The organism is Achromobacter piechaudii NBRC 102461 (assembly GCF_001571245.1).
Lineage (GTDB): Bacteria > Pseudomonadota > Gammaproteobacteria > Burkholderiales > Burkholderiaceae_B > Achromobacter > Achromobacter piechaudii.
Map to the genome: position 1 here is coordinate 38,863 of NZ_BCTK01000007.1, position 15,812 is coordinate 54,674.

Here is a 15,812-nt window from a genome sequence, read left to right on the forward strand (position 1 = left end):
CCTGCTTGCTGTCCGGACGCTTCGTATTTTTCGGTGCGTTCGGCTTGCGCGGGCGGTCCGCGCTATCTGTCGAACTGCTTGTTCGAACCGCCTGTCCGCGATTTGGGGCCGGCGCTTCAGCCATTTACCTTCTGCCGTTTCCTGCCATGACCCTGACCTTCAACGGGCGCGCGTTCGTCGCCCTGCTTGCCGTTACCGCGCTGCTGGCGCTGATTGCGCTGTATGGCGCGCCCTATCCGTTCCTGCGCGGCTTCCTGGGCGATGTGATCGCGGTGGGCTGGGCATATCTGGTGTATCGCACGTTCATCCGCGCGCAGGTCCTGCCGCTGGCGATCGCGGCGTTGCTCACGGGATATGCGGTGGAGTTTTGCCAATATCTGGCAAAGCAGTATGGCCTTCAGATCCAGCAGCCGATCCTGCGCGTGGTGCTGGGCAGCGTGCCCGACTGGTGGGACGTGCTGGCCTATACCGTGGGGTTCGTGGTGGTGCTGCTGTTGGCTGGCGCCAACCAGCGTCGCCAACAGGCCGTATCTCTACAGAATGCACGCTTGCGCGCCAGCCTGCGTGCTCGCCGCTAACCTGCGCGAATAAAACGGCCCCGGGGTAGACGCCCCGGAGCGGTCCAGACATCAACCTGCTTGATACATCGGCTCGTCGTCGTTACGACGGGCTGCGGTCGCTTGCGCGCGCAGCGGTTGCAGGCGGGCATTGCGGAAGGGGGCGAACAGTTCGGCCCACGACGAAGGGAACAAGGGCGTGGCGTGGCGCACCGCATCGCGGCGGGCGTAATGCGTCAGCAGCTGCTGGCCGATGGGGGCGTCTCCAAGAGGATGGCGGGTATTCATGGTATTTCCGTATTGCATTGAAAGTGTATTCATTGTACTAGCGGCGCCCGCCCTCGTCCAGTCCGCCCCGGCCTACGCTCGCAGGCTGTTAACGCGTTGATATCTAAGGATCTGCCCCCTTTTTGCCAGGCTTTCTCCGGGAATGCCCTAGCAGTCTTAAACAGTAGACGGTATACAATGTTCATCATGCCCGGGCTAAACCAGCCTGGAATCCCTCCCACTGGACTGGAGCCCGTCATGGCCGAACTGATGAACCGAGATGAATTCCGTACCGCGTTGGAAAACGCGATCAAGGGCAAGAGCGCCAACGCGTCGCCCTTTTCCATCGCCTGGGCCGAAGGCAAACTCAGCCGCGAACACCTGTCGCGCTGGGCCGAGAACCACTATCACTATGTGGGCCCGTTCGCCGATTACCTGGGCTACCTGTACGCCCGCACGCCGGATACCTACACCGAGGCCAAGGACTTCCTGCTGGCCAATATGTATGAAGAAGAAATCGGGGGCGATCGCCACACCGACCTGCTGATCCGCTTTGCCGAAGCCTGCGGCACGACGCGCGAACGGGTCACCAACCCGGACAACATGTCGCCCACCACGCGCGCGCTGCAAAGCTGGTGTTATGCCGTGGCCATGCGCGAGGACCCCATCGTGGCCGTGGCCGGCCTGGTCGTCGGCCTGGAATCGCAGGTGCCGTCCATCTACCGCAAGCAGACGCCGACGCTGCGCGAAAAGTACGGGTTCACGGATGAGGAAGTGGAATTCTTCGACCTGCACATCGTGTCCGACGAGATCCATGGCGAACGCGGCTATCAGATCGTGCTGGAACACGCCAACACGGTCGAGTTGCAGCAGCGCTGCCTGAAGATCTGCGAAATCGGCGCGCAGATGCGCCTGCTGTACACCACGGCGTTGTACACCGACTACGTGCAGCACGAGATCAAGCTGCCCGAACTGGGCTTGGCCGCCTGATTCATCGCGGGTGTTTCATCGGGGGCGCGCCGCGTGGGCGTCGCGCCCCGCCCGCAGCCCTGGACGACAGACTCATGCCTACCGTTGTATTTCATAAAGGCGGCCAGACCTACACCGACGTGGTGAAGGACAACACCAATCTTGTGGTGCGGGCCGGCATCAAGCAGTTTCCGTATCCGCATCTGCGCTACGAATGCGGCATGGGCAAGTGCGCCAAGTGCGCGTGCCGGGTACTGGCCGGCGCCGAGCATTTGCCGCCGGTCAATTGGAAAGAGAAAAAGCAGCTGGGCGATCGCATCGACCAGGGCTACCGGCTGGCCTGCCAGCTGTGGCTGAACCACGATGTCGAGCTGGTTCAGGATGCGGAGGCATAACGCGATGGACGCTTCCTATGTGATCCTGACGACCAAGCCCGGCGTATTCCACACCGAAGTCGGCGCCGACGTCGACATCATCGAAACCTACGACTACGTCTTCTACGGGCGCATGCTGGCGGTCTTTCGCATCGCCCGGCTGCATGGCCCGACGCGCCTGACGGTGACCGAAGACACCCCGCCTTACGTCGTCAACCGCGTGCCGTCCAAGTTCCTGGAGAAATTCCCGTCGGTCGAGGCCGCTCGCAAGGAGCTGGCGCACCTGACGCGTTTTGGCAGCATGGAATCCACCTTGACGCTGCGCCCCGCCGCCGCCGTCGCGGAGCATTGATACACATGGTTCAGATTACATTTCTATCGAACGGCGCCAAGGTTGCGACCGCACCCGAGAACAGCAACCTGCTGCGCGTGTCGCTGAAGGAAAAGGGCGGTATCCCGTTCAAATGCGGTGGCGGCCTGTGCGGCACCTGCAAATGCCGCATTGAAGAAGGGCTGGAAAACACCGACGCGATCAAGCCGAAAGAGCGCAAGCATCTGCGTCCCGAAGACTTCGAAGCCGGCTACCGCATGGCTTGCCAGACGTTCGTCAACGGCGACGTCAAGGTGTCGTGGGTCGTGCAGAACGGCAAGGGCGTGGTGGTGGGCGTGGACCCGGTCGACGCGCCGGTGCCATCCGCCTGAAGTCAGGCGGACAGAAAGTCCGCCCGTTTGCGGTTTCAGTCCGCCGCGTCGTGCTGCGGCTGTTGCTGCTGGGTGTCGGTGTATGCCTTGGCTGCGTTATGCACGTGCTGGCTGGCCAGCAGCGCGGCCAGGTCGCCATTGCCGGCGATGACGGCGTTCAGGATCTGCGAATGCTCGTCCCAATTGGCCTTGGCGCGATGCATGTTGCTGGGCGCGAACAGCAGCGCCGTGCGGTCGCGCAATGAGCGCATCAGATCCGTCAGCACCATGTTGCCGCCGATGGTGGCCAGCATTTCGTGGAACTGCGAATTCAGCGCCAGGAACTTGTCCAGCTGTTCGCCGCGAGCGGCTTCGGTGCCTTCGCGCAGGAAGGCCTGCAAGCGTTCGACCGTCTTCGCGTCGCGCCGCTGGGCCGCCAGCTTGGCGTTGAGCCCTTCCAGCGTGGCGCGCACTTCCACCATGTCATAGGCAACCGCATCGGACAGCACGGACACCGACGCGCCGCGACGCGGCTCGATGGTGACCAGCCCTTCGGCGGCCAATGCCCGCAGCGCTTCACGCACCGGGATGCGGGATACGCCCATCTCTTCTGACAAACGGCCTTCGACGAGGCGGTCTCCGGGGGTGAATTCCCCGCTGAGGATGCGTTCGCGCAGCTTGTCACGGATGACGGCGAACAATTGCGGGTGTTGCTCGCCGATCTTCAGCGAGGCGGAAGACGGCATCTGGGCGGCTTGCGGGCTGACAGGCGAAGTAGTCATGGCGAGCATGTATGGATTAATGGATACATTCTCCATTGTATTACCGGGTGTAGCCAAGCGCCGTGACGAAAACCGCGCATCAGGCGCCCCAGAAGGCTTTGACCAGCACGCCCACCGCACCCAGCGCGCACGCAACGAGCAATACGGTGCGCACGGCGTGGGGCGGCAGCAGCGATCGCAACCGGTTGGAGACTGCGAAACCTGCCAGCAGGAAGGGCGCCAGACTCAGCGCCAGACCGAGGTGATAGCCGGTGTAGCGCTTGGCCAGCGCCAGCATGGCCAGGGAGAAGATCGAGCCCAGGAACAGCACCACGCCCAGCGTGGCCCGCAGCCGGGGCGGCGCCGTGTGTTGGAGCACGATGGCGATGGGCGGCGCGCCCACCGAGGTCATCGTGCCCATGATGCCGGAAGCAACTCCCGCGCCCGACACCCGGCCGGGCGTGGCCGTAAAGCGCAGGCCCGCCGCGCTCAGGGCCACGGCCACCAGGATCATGCCGGCGAACAGCACGCCCAGCGTCTGAGGGGCAAAACGCGCCATGGCGTAGATGGCGATCAGCGTGCCCACCGCGCGCCCGACCAGGGCGTAAGACACGGAAGACCAATCGATGAAGGCCCGTTCACGCAGTGCCGTGAGCAGAGAAATGAACCCGCCCAGCGTCAATAGCGGGCCGGGGGCCAACTGCGGAAAGAACATCGCCGCCACGGGGGCGGCGAACATGGCGAAGCCGATTCCGCCCACGCCCTGCGCCACGGCCGCGCCGAACACCACCACGGCCATCGCGGCGTAATGCCAAAGATCGGGGAACGACAGGGTGGCGGGCATGGGCTACAGCCTTTTATGTATACGATAGTCAGCACCAGAATTCTGACTTGAATAGGTCGCCGGCGAAAACCCAGGGTAAACCCGTGTTTTATCGGGCTTATTCATCGATTTTTCAGAATTATCGGTTTCCCTAGGCGCTGCATATTTCGATTGGTATGGCTCTCAACGAAATATAGTATACCGATTGTGGCGATCTAACAGCCACGTCACAAGGGGAATCGCGCATGCAAGCGGACGTCGTGCTCACTGCTGCTCACTGGATGTATCTGATCAGCGTGGCCGCCATCATCCTGACGATGATTTTGCGGGCCAACGTGGTGGTGCCATCGGTAATCGGCACCTTTCTGGTGGTACTAGCCATCACAGGCAATCCGATCAGCGCACTGATCGGTATCTTTTCGGCCAGCTTCGTGGCCGCCAAGGAGTTGTTCAATATTTTCCTGGTCATCACGTTCATGACCGCCCTGCTCAACTCCTTGAAAACGTTGCAGGCGGACGTGCGGATGGTGCAGCCGTTCCGGCGCGTGATGCGGGGCGGGCATTCGTCCTTTGTCATCATCGCGCTCTGTACGTATGTGATCTCGCTGTTCTTCTGGCCGACCCCGGCTGTGCCGCTGGTGTCCGCCATCCTGCTGCCGGCAGCCATCGCGGCCGGCTTGCCGCCGCTGGCGGGCGCCATGGCGATCGCCATCGCCGGCCAGGGCATGGCCTTGTCATCGGATTACGTGATCGGCGTGGCTCCCAGCATCAGCGCCAAGGCGGCCGGCGCGGCAGTCAGCGCGGCGGTGGTGGCCGACCGCGCGTTGGTGCTGTCGCTGATTACCGGCGCGGTCGCGCTGGTGGCGGCCTACCTGCTGATCCGCAAGCACATCGTGCCCGCCAATTCTGCGCTGCTGGACGCCTGGCAGGCCCGCGCGCAGGACGGCAGCCTGGCCAAGATCGAACAATCAGGCTCGTTCGACAAGGCGGAACTGGCGCGCGGCACGATGGGAGCCGACCCCGCGTTGCCCAAGGGCCCCGTCATCACCGAAGAGGAACGCCGCCGCGTGCGCTGGTCCAAGACTTTCGCCGTGGTGACGCCGCTGGCCTTCCTGGCCGTGATCGCGGTGATGGTCCTGCCCCGGATATTCCCGACCCTGCCCGCCTTGCGCGGCGGCGACGCGGCGGCGCTGGTGGGCGGCGTGGCCTTCGTGGTGATGATGCTGGTGACGCTGGCCGCCGAGGGTCCGCGCAAGATGCTGGACGTATGTCCGGAGCACGTCACCGACGGGTTCGTCTTTGCCTTCAAGGCCATGGGCTCGGTGCTGCCGATTGCCGGCTTCTTCTTCATCGGCGCCAACGAAACCGCCGCACAGATCCTGGGCGTGCCGCAGGCGCAAGCCCCGGGGCTGCTGTTTGAAGTGATTTCCGCCGGTCAGCATCTGATCCCCGAGAACCATTTCCTGGTGGCGTTCGGCGTGCTGCTCGTCGGCATGATCACCGGCATCGACGGCTCCGGCTTCGCCGGCTTGCCGCTGACGGGCACCTTGTCCGGCGCGCTGGGCCCCGTGGTGGGCGTGGACCCCGCGACGCTTGCCGCCGTGGGGCAGATGGGCGCCGTCTGGACGGGCGGCGGCACGCTGATCGCGTGGTCGTCCCTGATAGCGGTAGCCGGCTTTGCGCGGGTGAACGTGCTGTCACTGGTGCGGGCGCTGTTGCTGCCCGTGCTGTTGGCCTTGTTCGTGTCCACCATCTGCGCGGTACTGATCTGGGGCTGATCCGCCAGCGCGGCCGCAACGAAGGGGCCCCGCAGCGGGCCCCTTTTTTACGCCGTTCCTGGGGTTATCACGGATCGTCGCCTACTGATTAAAGTATACAATGTTCAGAAATTACCTCAGACGCCCGCATTCGGGCCATCCCCGCACCGGTAAAGGAAGCGCTCCCGTGGACGATCTTTCGCAGCAGACATTCATGAACCATATCGGCGGCGCCTGGGTGCCCAGCGCCACCGGCCGCACCGCGCCTAACATCAACCCGGCGGATACCCGCGACGTGGTGGGCAACTTTCCGGTCTCGGACGCCGAAGACGCGCGCCGCGCCCTGCAAGCGGCTGATGCCGCGTTTGCCGCGTGGCGCGACACGCCGATCTCCAAGCGCGCCGCCATCCTGTTCCGCGCCGCGCAGTACCTGGAAGACCATGCCGACGCCTTCGCCCGGGAACTGACTCGGGAAGAAGGCAAGGGCCTGAACCTGGCAAAGGACGAAGTGCTGCGTTCGGCGCAGACGATCCGCTTCTACGCGGTCGAGGGCCAGAGCTTTACCGGCGAAACCTTCGTCAACGACGACCCGGACATGGTGGTCTACAGCCAGCGCGAACCGCTGGGCGTTGCCGCCGTGATTTCGCCGTGGAATTTCCCCATTTCCATTCCCGCCCGCAAGATCGCGCCCGCGCTGATCGCGGGCAACACCGTCGTCTTCAAGCCGTCGTCCGACGCGCCGCTGTCCGGTTACCGCCTGACCGAAGCCTTTGTGCAGGCCGGCCTTCCGGCAGGCGTGCTCAACCTGGTGATTGGCCCGGCAGCGGCGGTAGGCGCGGCAATCACCAGCGCGCCCGTCGTGCGCGCCATCTCGTTCACCGGTTCGACCGCGGCGGGCGAGCAGATTCACCGCAGCGCTGGCCTCACCACGCGCACTCAGATGGAGCTGGGCGGCAAGAACCCGCTGATCGTGCTGGCCGACGCCGACCTGGATCGCGCGGTGGACCTGGCGGTCAAGGGCGGGTTCTCGTTGAGTGGCCAGGCCTGCACCGGCACCAGCCGCGTGCTGGTCGATGCGAAGGTGCGCCAGGCGTTCACCGACAAGCTGGTCGCGCGCGTCAAGGCGCTGACGATCGGCAATGGGCTGGAGCGCAATTTCGACCTGGGTCCGCTGGCCACCCGCAAGCAGTTGGATAACGTATTGAGCTACGTGGCGATCGGCAAGCAGGAGGCCACCCACTTGTGCGGCGGCGACACGCTGACCAGCCCCGGTTTTGAGCACGGCTATTACGTCACGCCCGCGCTGTTCACCGATGTCACCCAGCAAATGCGCATCGCGCGCGAAGAGATATTCGGACCGGTCATCGCGATCATCGAAGTCGATGGCTACGAAGACGCCATCGCCAAGGCCAACGACACGGAATACGGCCTGTCCGCCGCCATCGCCACCACCGACGCGCGCTACGCCCACCGGTTCGCGCGCGACATCCAGGCGGGCACGGTGAAGATCAACCGCACCACCACGGGCAACCTGATCAACGCGCCGTTCGGCGGCCTGAAGGCGTCCAGCACGTCCACGTTCCGTGAATCGGGACGCGTGGGCCTGGAGTTCTACACGCAGATCAAAACCATCTACCGCGCGGGCTGATTGCGCGGTTTCACACTGAAAGAGGCTACGAACATGAAACAGATCTACCGCCTGGAACTGGAAGAAGCGCGCCTGATGGTGCGCGCCGCCATCGCCAAGTCGCAGGAAATCGGCGTGCTGGAATCCATCTGCATCGTCGATGACGGCGGCTATCCCATTGCGTTGGAACGCATGGACGGCGCCCGCATCACCGGGCCGCAGATCGCCTGGAACAAGGCGTTCACCGCCGCCGGCCACAAGCGTTCGACGCACCTGTTCAACACCGCGCCCAATGGCCCGGCGCTGCCGGGCAACGAAGCGTTCGGCATCCAATGGAGCTTCGAAGGCAAGTTCGCCGTGTTCGTCGGCGGGTTCCCGATCGTGGTCAACGACGAGGTCATCGGCGGCGTGGGCCTGAGCGGCGGCAACGGCGAGCAGGACACGCAGGCCGGTCTGGCCTCGCTGGCGGCCCTGGCCGAATTGTTGGAACCGCGCGGCATGAAAGTGCTGGTGCAGGCCGACATCAAGAAATAAGCGAGGCCCCGCGATGGCATACCGCGTCCACATCCTGCAAACCGGCGAAGCCTTCGTGGCGGGCGCCGATGAATCCCTGTTGGAAGCGGCCGAACGCGCGTCAGTGAAGCTGCCGCACGAATGCACGTTCGGCGGCTGCGGCACGTGCCGCATCAAGCTGGAATCGGGCGCGGTCGGCTATGAGGAATTTCCGATGGCATTGACGCCCGAGGAAGCCGCCGAAGGCTATGCGCTGGCTTGCCAGGCGCGCGCGCAGAGCGATCTTTGCATCAGCGTGGCCAGCAGTCGGCAGACCTTTCCCGAGCCGCGCCAGCTGGCCGCCACCGTGCACCGCATCGAGCCCTACACGGACGACATCATCCACCTGACGCTCGCACTGCCCGACGGACCGCTGGACTATGTACCGGGCCAGTACATGAACGTGCTGCTGCCCGATGGCGAGACGCGCAGCTTTTCGATGGCCTCGGCCTCGTCGGATGGTCTGGTGGACTTTCACGTGCGCCGCATTCCCGGTGGCCGTTATACCGATCAATGGCTGGGCCAGGCGCAAGCCGGCGCGCCGCTGACGATCGAGGCTCCGCTGGGCGTCTTCAGCTATCACGAAGAGGACTGGCGTCCGCTCATCCTGATTGCCACGGGCACCGGCATCGCCCCGATCAAGGCGATTCTGGAATCGTTGCTGGACAAGGAAGACTGCCCGCCCGTCACCTTGTACTGGGGCATGCGCACGCAGGCCGACCTGTATCTGCAAGACGAGATCGAAAGCTGGGCGGGGCGCTTGTACGAATTCAACTTCGTGCCGGTGCTGTCGCGCGCGGATGCGGGCTGGCAAGGGCGTCGCGGCCATGTGCAGGACGCGGTCCTGCAAGACCACGACGACCTGTCCGAGCACGCCATCTACCTGTGCGGCGCGCCCGCGATGGTGCGCGACGCCAAGCATCTGCTGGCCGGACGCGGCGCCAGCCTGGACCACATCTACGCCGACAGCTTCACGTTCCAGCACGCGCTGGAAGCGGCGGCCTGACGGCTATCGGAACACCAGCACGGGCAGGCGCGTCTTGGCCAGCACGCGCTGGGTTTCGCTGCCCAGCAGGAAGCCCGTCATGCCGTGGCGCCCGTGCGAGCCCATGATGATCAGATCGCAGCCTTCGGTCTTGGCCGTTTCCACGATGGCCTCGTGCGGATGGTCGTTGACCACCACCACGGCGCTGCAAGGCACCAGCGCATGGCGCGCTTCCATCTCAAGCCCGTCAAGGTAGCTTTGCGCGCTCTTGCGGGTCTGGTCGTTGTGTTGCGCCTGTGTGGTGCCCAGCATTTCGGCCTGGTAGACCAGCAAGTGGTCCTCGGGAACGGCGCGAATTAGCGTGATGGTGGCGCCCATTTCCTTGGCAAAGACAAGGGCGCGCTTGAATGCCGATTCGGATAGCAGCGAGCCATCCACGGCGATGAGCAAATGCCTGTACATGTTGCCTCTCCTTTAGGAAAAGGAATGTCGAGCAACGGCGAAATCAGTATATGCCCGCCGTTGTGCGCCATCCAGTCCCGCGTAAGGAGGATGCCTGCCGCGCATAAGGACATGCCGACTAAGTATTTTTGCGCGTCGCCGCCGGATGAAAGAATGCCTGTCCCCCTTCAAGCCGGAACCCGCCATGACCATTCAATCCATCAACGCCCGCAACCAGTTTCGCGGCAAGATCAAAGAGATCATTCTTGGGCCGGTCGTCTCCGAGGTGGACGTCGACACGCCAGCCGGCATCGTGACGTCGGTGATCACGACGCGCTCGGTCAAGGAGCTGGACCTGCAGGTGGGCACCGAGGTGCTGGCGTTCGTCAAGGCGACCGAGGTGTCCGTCGCCAAGCTGTGAACCGGGCGCGCGGAAAAATATTCCCTTGCTCCGTCGATAGGCATATATTGTCTTCGCGTTATACGGCAGTTCCCTCGTGGCTTTCAGCTTCATGCTTTGCCTCTCGGAGAACGGTTCATGCGTCGACTGCAAGCGTGGTTCATCGGCTGGTTGTGCCTGGGGCTGGCGGTCTGCCTGCCGGTGGCGGCGCAGACGCAGCTGGACAAGGGGCAGTTGGATCAGCTGATGGCGCCGGTGGCGCTGTACCCTGATTCCTTGCTGTCGCAGATTCTCATGGGGTCGACCTACCCCGACGATGTGGCTGCGGCGGCCAAATGGTCGGCGGCCCATACCTCTGAGTCAGGTGACCAGGCGGTCAAGGCGGTCGAGGCCGAGCCCTGGGACCCCAGCGTCAAATCATTGGTGGCGTTTCCGTCCGTGATGGACATGATGGGCCGCCAGCCTGAATGGGTGAAATCCGTGGGCGACGCTTTCCTGGCGCAGCCCGATGCGGTGATGGATTCCGTGCAGCGCCTGCGCGTGCAGGCGCAAAAGGCCGGCAACCTGAAAAGCACGCCGCAGCAGACGGTCACCTCCAGCACCACCAACGAAAAGACCGTGGTGGTGATCCAGCCGGCCGATCCCCAGGTGGTCTACGTGCCCAGCTACAACCCCAGCGTGGTGTACGGGGCCTGGGCCTATCCCTCCTACCCGCCGTACTACTACCCCCCGTCACCCGGCTCCGTCTTCGGGACGGCGCTGGTGTCGGGCATCGGATTCGGCCTGGGCGTGGCGGCGGTCAATTCCATGTGGGGCGGGTTCGACTGGGGACACGGCGATGTCGATATCGACGTGAACCGCTACAACAACGTCAATGTGAACCAGCGCATCGACAACGCGCGCAACAACAACGTGTCGTGGCAGCACAATCCCCAGAATCGTGGCAACGCGCCGTATGCCGATTCGGCCAGCCGCCAGCGCTTCGACAGCCAGCGGCAGGCGGGTTTGCAGAACCGGCAGTCGGGGCAGCCGCGCGCCGGCCAAGGCCAGGGCCAGGGCGCGCGAGCGGGCGGCGCGGCCGCCGCGGGAAATTCGCGCGACGCCGCGCGAGACCGGGCGGCACAATCATTCGAGGGGCGGACCGGGCAGCCCATCGCCGGCCATAACGACGCGGGTGGCGCGCGCGGCCAGGGCGGCGCCAATCGAGGCGGACAAGGCGCTTCCAATCGGGGCGGTGAAGGCGCGGCGAACCGAAGCGGGCAAGCTGCGGCCAATCGAGGCGGTGAAGGTGCGACCAATCGCGCGCAGAACGCCGGGGGCGCGGGCGCGCATAGCGGTTCCTCCGGGCCGCGCTCGTCCAGCAGCGTCTCCACGAACGACCGGCAGGCCGCCGCGCAACGCCAGCGTGCTGACGAGACGGCCGCGCGCGATCGCGCCCGGGCGTCCAACAGCAGCAACGCATTGAGCGATGCCGGCAACGGCGACCGCATGCGCCAGCAAAGCCACCGCAGCGATATGAATCGTGGAGCTAGCGCCGGCGGCGGCCATCGCAGCAGCGGCGGCGGCGGACGCGCGGGCGGTGGTGGCGGCGGTGGCCATTTCGGCGGCCGGAGATAGCACCATGGACAAAGGAACTTTCATGACGAATGCCTGGGTTCGTGCGCGCGCGGCCAACGCCGTGGCGGTGCTGGCGCTGGTTCTGGCCACGCCCGTGGCGGCGCAAAGCCTGTATCCGACGGCGCAGGCCGCGGCGGACGCGTTCACCGACGCGCTGGCTACCAGCGACCCGGCGGCCATGGCCAAGGTGCTGGGTCCCAACCACAAGCAATTGGTGCCGGGCGGCGTGCCGCAACAGGATATCTATCGCTTCCTGGCGGCGTGGTCGAAAAAGCACGAGGTCATTGCCGACGGCGGCCGTTCCTGGCTGGCGGTGGGCGATTCCGGCTGGACCATGCCCGTGCCCATCGTCAGCTCGGGCAAGGGCTGGCGTTTCGACCCGGTGGCGGGCAAGGCAGAACTCACGCGGCGCGCCATCGGCCGCAACGAGTTGGCCGCCATCGACACGCTGCAACAGCTGCAAGCCGCTCAAACCCGCTACAAGGACGGCGTCGGCCAAGGCCGTTACGCCAGCCGCCTGGTCAGCCGCCCGGGCGCCATGGATGGCCTGTACTGGCCCGAGGTGCCCGGCGCGCCGCCCCAGGCTTTCGGCCCCGACGCGTTGGCGATGGGCCCGGAGGTGCCGGAGCAGGACGCGTATTTTGGTTATCGCTACAAGATCCTGCCGGGCGAGCACGACAGCGCCTACCGCATCGTGGCGTGGCCGGCGCGTTACGGACAGACCGGCATCGGAACCTTTGTGATCGGTCCGCAAGGGGGCGTGCTGGAGTCCGACCTGGGGCCCGCGTCCGCGCGCCGCGCCCAGGCTTTGCGCGAACGCGATATCAGCGCCGGCGCGTGGGTGGATGCCGACGCGCAACCCGTTGGCGCCAAATGACTTTCCGGCATTTTGGGGTCAGCCAGGGCGGGGTTGTTGCCAAGTCGCAACAGGCGCAAGCGAATGCCGCCAAAGCCCCGCTTGTTGCCCTATTGAAAGGTGGCTGTGCCTAAAATGACGGGCACTGGGATCGGTGCCCGATCCTCTTTTGCCGGACCTTGAAATTGAACCCCTTGCATTTTGTCCGCTACGCCCTGGCCGGCGTAGGGATGGCGCTTAGCGCAGCGGCGGCATCCGCCCCGATCTTCGTCCTGAATTCCCTGGACGCCAATGTCAGCATCGTCGATCCGGTGTCCTACAAGGAACTGCGCCGCGTGCCTACGGGCAAGGAGCCGCACCACCTGTACCTGACCCCCGACGAAAAGTCCCTGATGGTGGCCAACGCCACGGGCAACACGATCACCATGATGGATCCGAAGACGGGCGAGGTGCAGCGCACCCTGACCGACATCGTTGATCCCTACCAGTTGCAGTTTTCGCCGGACATGAAGTGGTTCGTCACCGCCGCCAACCGGCTGGACCATATCGACATCTACGCCTGGCAGCCGCAGAACAAGGGCGCCGAGCTGAAGCTGGTCAAGCGCGTGCAGGCGGGCAAGACGCCCAGCCACATCATGATCGACAAGGCCAGCACCACGGCCTATGTCACCTTGCAGGACAGTGATCAACTGATCTCCATCGACCTGGCCACGCAGACGCCGAAGTGGACGGTTTCGGTGGGCAAGACGCCGGCCGACGTGTTCCTGACGCCCGACCAGAAGACGCTGCTGGTGGCGTTGACCGGCGATTCCTTCGTGGAAGCCTACGACGTCAGCAACGGTCCGGCCAAGCTCATCAAGCGCATTCCCACCGCCGCGGGCGCGCACGCCTTCCGCGCCCAGGGCGACAAGCGCCACCTGTTCGTCAGCAATCGCACCGCCAATTCCATCAGCCGCATCGACATGCAGACGCTGACCGTCACTGACACCTTCGCGGTGCCGGGCGGCCCGGATTGCATGGACGTGCTGGCCGATGGCAAGACGCTGCTGGTCACGTCGCGCTGGGCGCGCAAGCTGACCGTGGTGGACCTGGTGCAGAAGAAGGTCGTCAACCAGGTGCCGGTGGGCAAGTCGCCGCACGGCGTCTGGACGCTGAACCATGCGCCAACCCGGTAAGAGCTTGCCCGCCATGGCCGCTCGTCGGCCATCCGCATGGCGACGCCCCACGTTTGCGGGCGTGATCGCCACCGCGCTGGTGTTCGCCCTGCCGAAGGCGAACGCCGCCGCGCCGGTCACCTGCGACAAGCCCGTCTACCTGACGTTCGATACGGGGCACATGGGTGTTGCGCCCCTGATCGCGGACGTCTTGCAGCGCCATCACGTGAAGGTCACGTTCTTCCTGGCCAACGAACGCACGAAGACGGACGGCTCAAGCCTGGACGACGTGTGGGCGCCCTGGTGGAAGGCGCGCGTCGCCGAAGGCCATGCCTTCGGCTCGCATACCTATGACCATGTCTATTGGCAGGGCGATCTGCCGGACGGCAAATTCCGCGTCAAGCCCAGCGCGGGGCCCGACACGGGCAAGCGCGCCGACTGGACCGCCGAACAGTATTGCGCCGAGATCAAGCGTTCCGCCACGCGCTTTCAGCAGATGACGGGCGCGAAGATGCTGCCGCTGTACCGCGCGCCGGGCGGCAAGACCTCGCCCGCCCTGCTCAAGGCCGCCAAGGCTTGCGGTTACGAGCACGTAGGCTGGTCGCCCGCCGGTTTCCTGGGCGATGAACTGCCCAGCGACAAATTCCCCAACGCCAAGCTGCTGGACCAGGCGCTGCGCACGATCAAGCCCGGCGACATCCTGCTGGCCCACCTGGGCATCTGGTCGCGCCAGGACCCCTGGGCGCCCGCCGTGCTTGAGCCCTTGATTGTGGGCTTGCAGCAGAAGGGCTATTGTTTCGCTACCTTGGACAACCATCCGGCCTATCGCGACTGGATCGCCTTGCATCACTGATCATGGATACGCTTAGTCAATTCTTCGGAGCGTGCCAGCAATGGCTCTTCGAAACGCTGATCCAGCCCGCGCTGTTTCATCTGGGGATGAGCAATTTCATCGAAGACGGGTACGACGCCACCATGTGGCTGCTCGTCGGGCTGGTGCAGATCGCCGTGCTGGTCCTGGTGTTCGGCCCGCTGCAACGCCTGCGTCCCGTTGAGCCCGTCACCGACCGCCGCCAGATCGGCATCGACGTGCTGTACACACTGATCCACCGGCTGGGCGTGTTTCGCCTGGCGTTGTTCTTCACGATCGAACCCTTCTGGGACAGCGTGTTCGGCCAGCTGCACGTGTGGGGCTTCGCGCCGTTCCAGCTTGACCAGTACTGGCCGGGCGTGACCGACAAAGCCTGGGTCAGCCTGATCATCTATCTGCTGCTGTTCGACGCGGTCGATTATTTCTACCATCGCGCGCAGCACCGCTTCGGCTGGCTCTGGGCGTTGCATGCCGTGCATCACAGCCAGCGTCAGATGACGATGTGGAGCGATGACCGCAACCATCTGCTGGACGACATGCTGCGCGACGTGCTGGTCGTTTTCGTGTCGCAACTGGTGGGCGTGCCCCCGGCGCAGTTCGTGGCGATTGTGGCCATCACGCAATTGGCGCAAAGCTTCTCGCACGCCAATCTGCGCATGCACTTCGGCGCGCTGGGCGAACGCCTGCTGGTCAGCCCGCGCTTTCACCGGCACCACCATTCCATCGCCTACGACGCATCCACGCCCGGCCCGGTTGGCGGCTATAACTTCGCCGCGCTTTTCCCCATCTGGGACGTGCTGTTTCGCACCGCGCGCTTCGGCGTGGGCTACGGTCCCACGGGCATTCACGACCAGCAGGCGCAGCTGGGGGGACGCGACTACGGCCGCGGATTCTGGTCGCAGCAATGGCTGGGCTTGAAACGCATGGTGGGGCGCGACCGCGAGCCAGCGTCCGCGCCGCCACCACCTCCGGGCGCGGCAGAGCGGGCTTGATTGCACGGTCTTTTCACACGGGGCGGCGCCATTGGGTGTCGCCCCGTGTGCTTTGCGGCACTGCTCAGGCCTGGGTGTGCGCGGTAAGCGACCCCGGCACCGAGCGATGACGCAGGTGGATTGACACC

General features: G+C 64.9%; 19 protein-coding genes. 15 read left to right on the forward strand and 4 right to left on the reverse strand.

Going from position 1 to position 15,812, the window contains the following annotated elements:
* Nucleotides 1–146: 146 nt before the first annotated feature.
* Nucleotides 147–578, forward strand: coding sequence for a ribosomal maturation YjgA family protein (locus API01S_RS17895; protein WP_050730498.1), 432 nt, complete (start codon nt 147–149; stop codon nt 576–578).
* 51 nt (nt 579–629) lie between these two features.
* Here the strand turns inward: API01S_RS17895 and API01S_RS17900 are convergent, their stop codons facing one another.
* On the reverse strand, nt 630–845 hold the full coding sequence (locus tag API01S_RS17900; protein WP_084802454.1) for a hypothetical protein: 216 nt from the start codon (nt 843–845) through the stop codon (nt 630–632).
* 237 nt (nt 846–1,082) lie between these two features.
* On the opposite strand from API01S_RS17900, the gene API01S_RS17905 reads away from it, so the two are divergent.
* The 4 genes from API01S_RS17905 (at nt 1,083) to API01S_RS17920 (ending at nt 2,869) form a co-directional block, all read left to right on the forward strand.
* Nucleotides 1,083–1,814 (forward strand): TenA family transcriptional regulator, encoded by a 732-nt coding sequence (locus API01S_RS17905; RefSeq protein WP_006226804.1) that lies wholly within the window; start codon nt 1,083–1,085, stop codon nt 1,812–1,814.
* Nucleotides 1,815–1,888: 74 nt separating this feature from the next.
* Nucleotides 1,889–2,188 (forward strand): 2Fe-2S iron-sulfur cluster-binding protein, encoded by a 300-nt coding sequence (locus API01S_RS17910; protein WP_006216988.1) that lies wholly within the window; start codon nt 1,889–1,891, stop codon nt 2,186–2,188.
* Nucleotides 2,189–2,192: 4 nt separating this feature from the next.
* On the forward strand, nt 2,193–2,519 hold the full coding sequence (locus API01S_RS17915; protein ID WP_061305666.1) for a hypothetical protein: 327 nt from the start codon (nt 2,193–2,195) through the stop codon (nt 2,517–2,519).
* Between the two features lie 5 nt (nt 2,520–2,524).
* Nucleotides 2,525–2,869, forward strand: a complete 345-nt coding sequence (locus tag API01S_RS17920; protein WP_061305667.1) for a 2Fe-2S iron-sulfur cluster-binding protein — start codon at nt 2,525–2,527, stop codon at nt 2,867–2,869.
* 35 nt (nt 2,870–2,904) lie between these two features.
* Here the strand turns inward: API01S_RS17920 and API01S_RS17925 are convergent, their stop codons facing one another.
* Together API01S_RS17925 and API01S_RS17930 are read right to left on the reverse strand one after the other, a co-directional pair.
* Nucleotides 2,905–3,630 carry a GntR family transcriptional regulator gene (locus API01S_RS17925; protein ID WP_061305857.1) on the reverse strand — a complete coding sequence of 242 codons (726 nt, stop codon included), beginning with the start codon at nt 3,628–3,630 and terminating at the stop codon, nt 2,905–2,907.
* A gap of 79 nt (nt 3,631–3,709) precedes the next feature.
* Nucleotides 3,710–4,453: a sulfite exporter TauE/SafE family protein gene (locus tag API01S_RS17930; protein ID WP_006216992.1), complete on the reverse strand. Its 744-nt coding sequence runs from the start codon at nt 4,451–4,453 to the stop codon at nt 3,710–3,712.
* A 224-nt stretch (nt 4,454–4,677) separates the two neighbouring features.
* Here API01S_RS17930 and API01S_RS17935 point away from each other — a divergent pair, with 224 nt between their 5' ends.
* The 4 genes from API01S_RS17935 (at nt 4,678) to API01S_RS17950 (ending at nt 9,374) form a co-directional block, all read left to right on the forward strand.
* Complete coding sequence (locus tag API01S_RS17935; protein ID WP_006216993.1) at nt 4,678–6,210, forward strand: hypothetical protein; 1,533 nt, start codon at nt 4,678–4,680, stop codon at nt 6,208–6,210.
* A 193-nt stretch (nt 6,211–6,403) separates the two neighbouring features.
* The gene (locus API01S_RS17940) at nt 6,404–7,837 is read left to right on the forward strand and encodes an aldehyde dehydrogenase family protein (RefSeq protein ID WP_061305859.1); all 1,434 of its coding nucleotides are present in this window, start codon (nt 6,404–6,406) and stop codon (nt 7,835–7,837) included.
* Nucleotides 7,838–7,870: 33 nt separating this feature from the next.
* On the forward strand, nt 7,871–8,350 hold the full coding sequence (locus API01S_RS17945; RefSeq protein ID WP_061305669.1) for a GlcG/HbpS family heme-binding protein: 480 nt from the start codon (nt 7,871–7,873) through the stop codon (nt 8,348–8,350).
* Nucleotides 8,351–8,363: 13 nt separating this feature from the next.
* A complete protein-coding gene (locus API01S_RS17950; protein WP_061305672.1) occupies nt 8,364–9,374 on the forward strand; it encodes a 2Fe-2S iron-sulfur cluster-binding protein in 1,011 nt (336 codons plus the stop codon).
* Nucleotides 9,375–9,377: 3 nt separating this feature from the next.
* On the opposite strand, the gene API01S_RS17955 is transcribed toward API01S_RS17950, so the two are convergent.
* Entirely contained in the window at nt 9,378–9,815 is a 438-nt protein-coding gene (locus API01S_RS17955) for a universal stress protein (protein WP_050730502.1), read from the reverse strand.
* Between the two features lie 184 nt (nt 9,816–9,999).
* Here API01S_RS17955 and API01S_RS17960 point away from each other — a divergent pair, with 184 nt between their 5' ends.
* The 6 genes from API01S_RS17960 (at nt 10,000) to API01S_RS17985 (ending at nt 15,684) form a co-directional block, all read left to right on the forward strand.
* Nucleotides 10,000–10,215 carry a TOBE domain-containing protein gene (locus tag API01S_RS17960; RefSeq protein ID WP_046805592.1) on the forward strand — a complete coding sequence of 72 codons (216 nt, stop codon included), beginning with the start codon at nt 10,000–10,002 and terminating at the stop codon, nt 10,213–10,215.
* A 117-nt stretch (nt 10,216–10,332) separates the two neighbouring features.
* Nucleotides 10,333–11,811 (forward strand): DUF3300 domain-containing protein, encoded by a 1,479-nt coding sequence (locus API01S_RS17965; RefSeq protein WP_061305674.1) that lies wholly within the window; start codon nt 10,333–10,335, stop codon nt 11,809–11,811.
* A gap of 4 nt (nt 11,812–11,815) precedes the next feature.
* Nucleotides 11,816–12,688: a DUF2950 family protein gene (locus tag API01S_RS17970; protein ID WP_082306148.1), complete on the forward strand. Its 873-nt coding sequence runs from the start codon at nt 11,816–11,818 to the stop codon at nt 12,686–12,688.
* Between the two features lie 173 nt (nt 12,689–12,861).
* Nucleotides 12,862–13,842 (forward strand): YVTN family beta-propeller repeat protein, encoded by a 981-nt coding sequence (locus API01S_RS17975; protein ID WP_006217004.1) that lies wholly within the window; start codon nt 12,862–12,864, stop codon nt 13,840–13,842.
* Nucleotides 13,826–14,674 (forward strand): polysaccharide deacetylase family protein, encoded by an 849-nt coding sequence (locus API01S_RS17980; RefSeq protein WP_156487133.1) that lies wholly within the window; start codon nt 13,826–13,828, stop codon nt 14,672–14,674. The genes API01S_RS17975 and API01S_RS17980 overlap by 17 nt, the downstream gene beginning before the upstream one ends.
* A gap of 2 nt (nt 14,675–14,676) precedes the next feature.
* A complete protein-coding gene (locus API01S_RS17985; protein ID WP_061305678.1) occupies nt 14,677–15,684 on the forward strand; it encodes a sterol desaturase family protein in 1,008 nt (335 codons plus the stop codon).
* Nucleotides 15,685–15,812 lie beyond the last annotated feature (128 nt).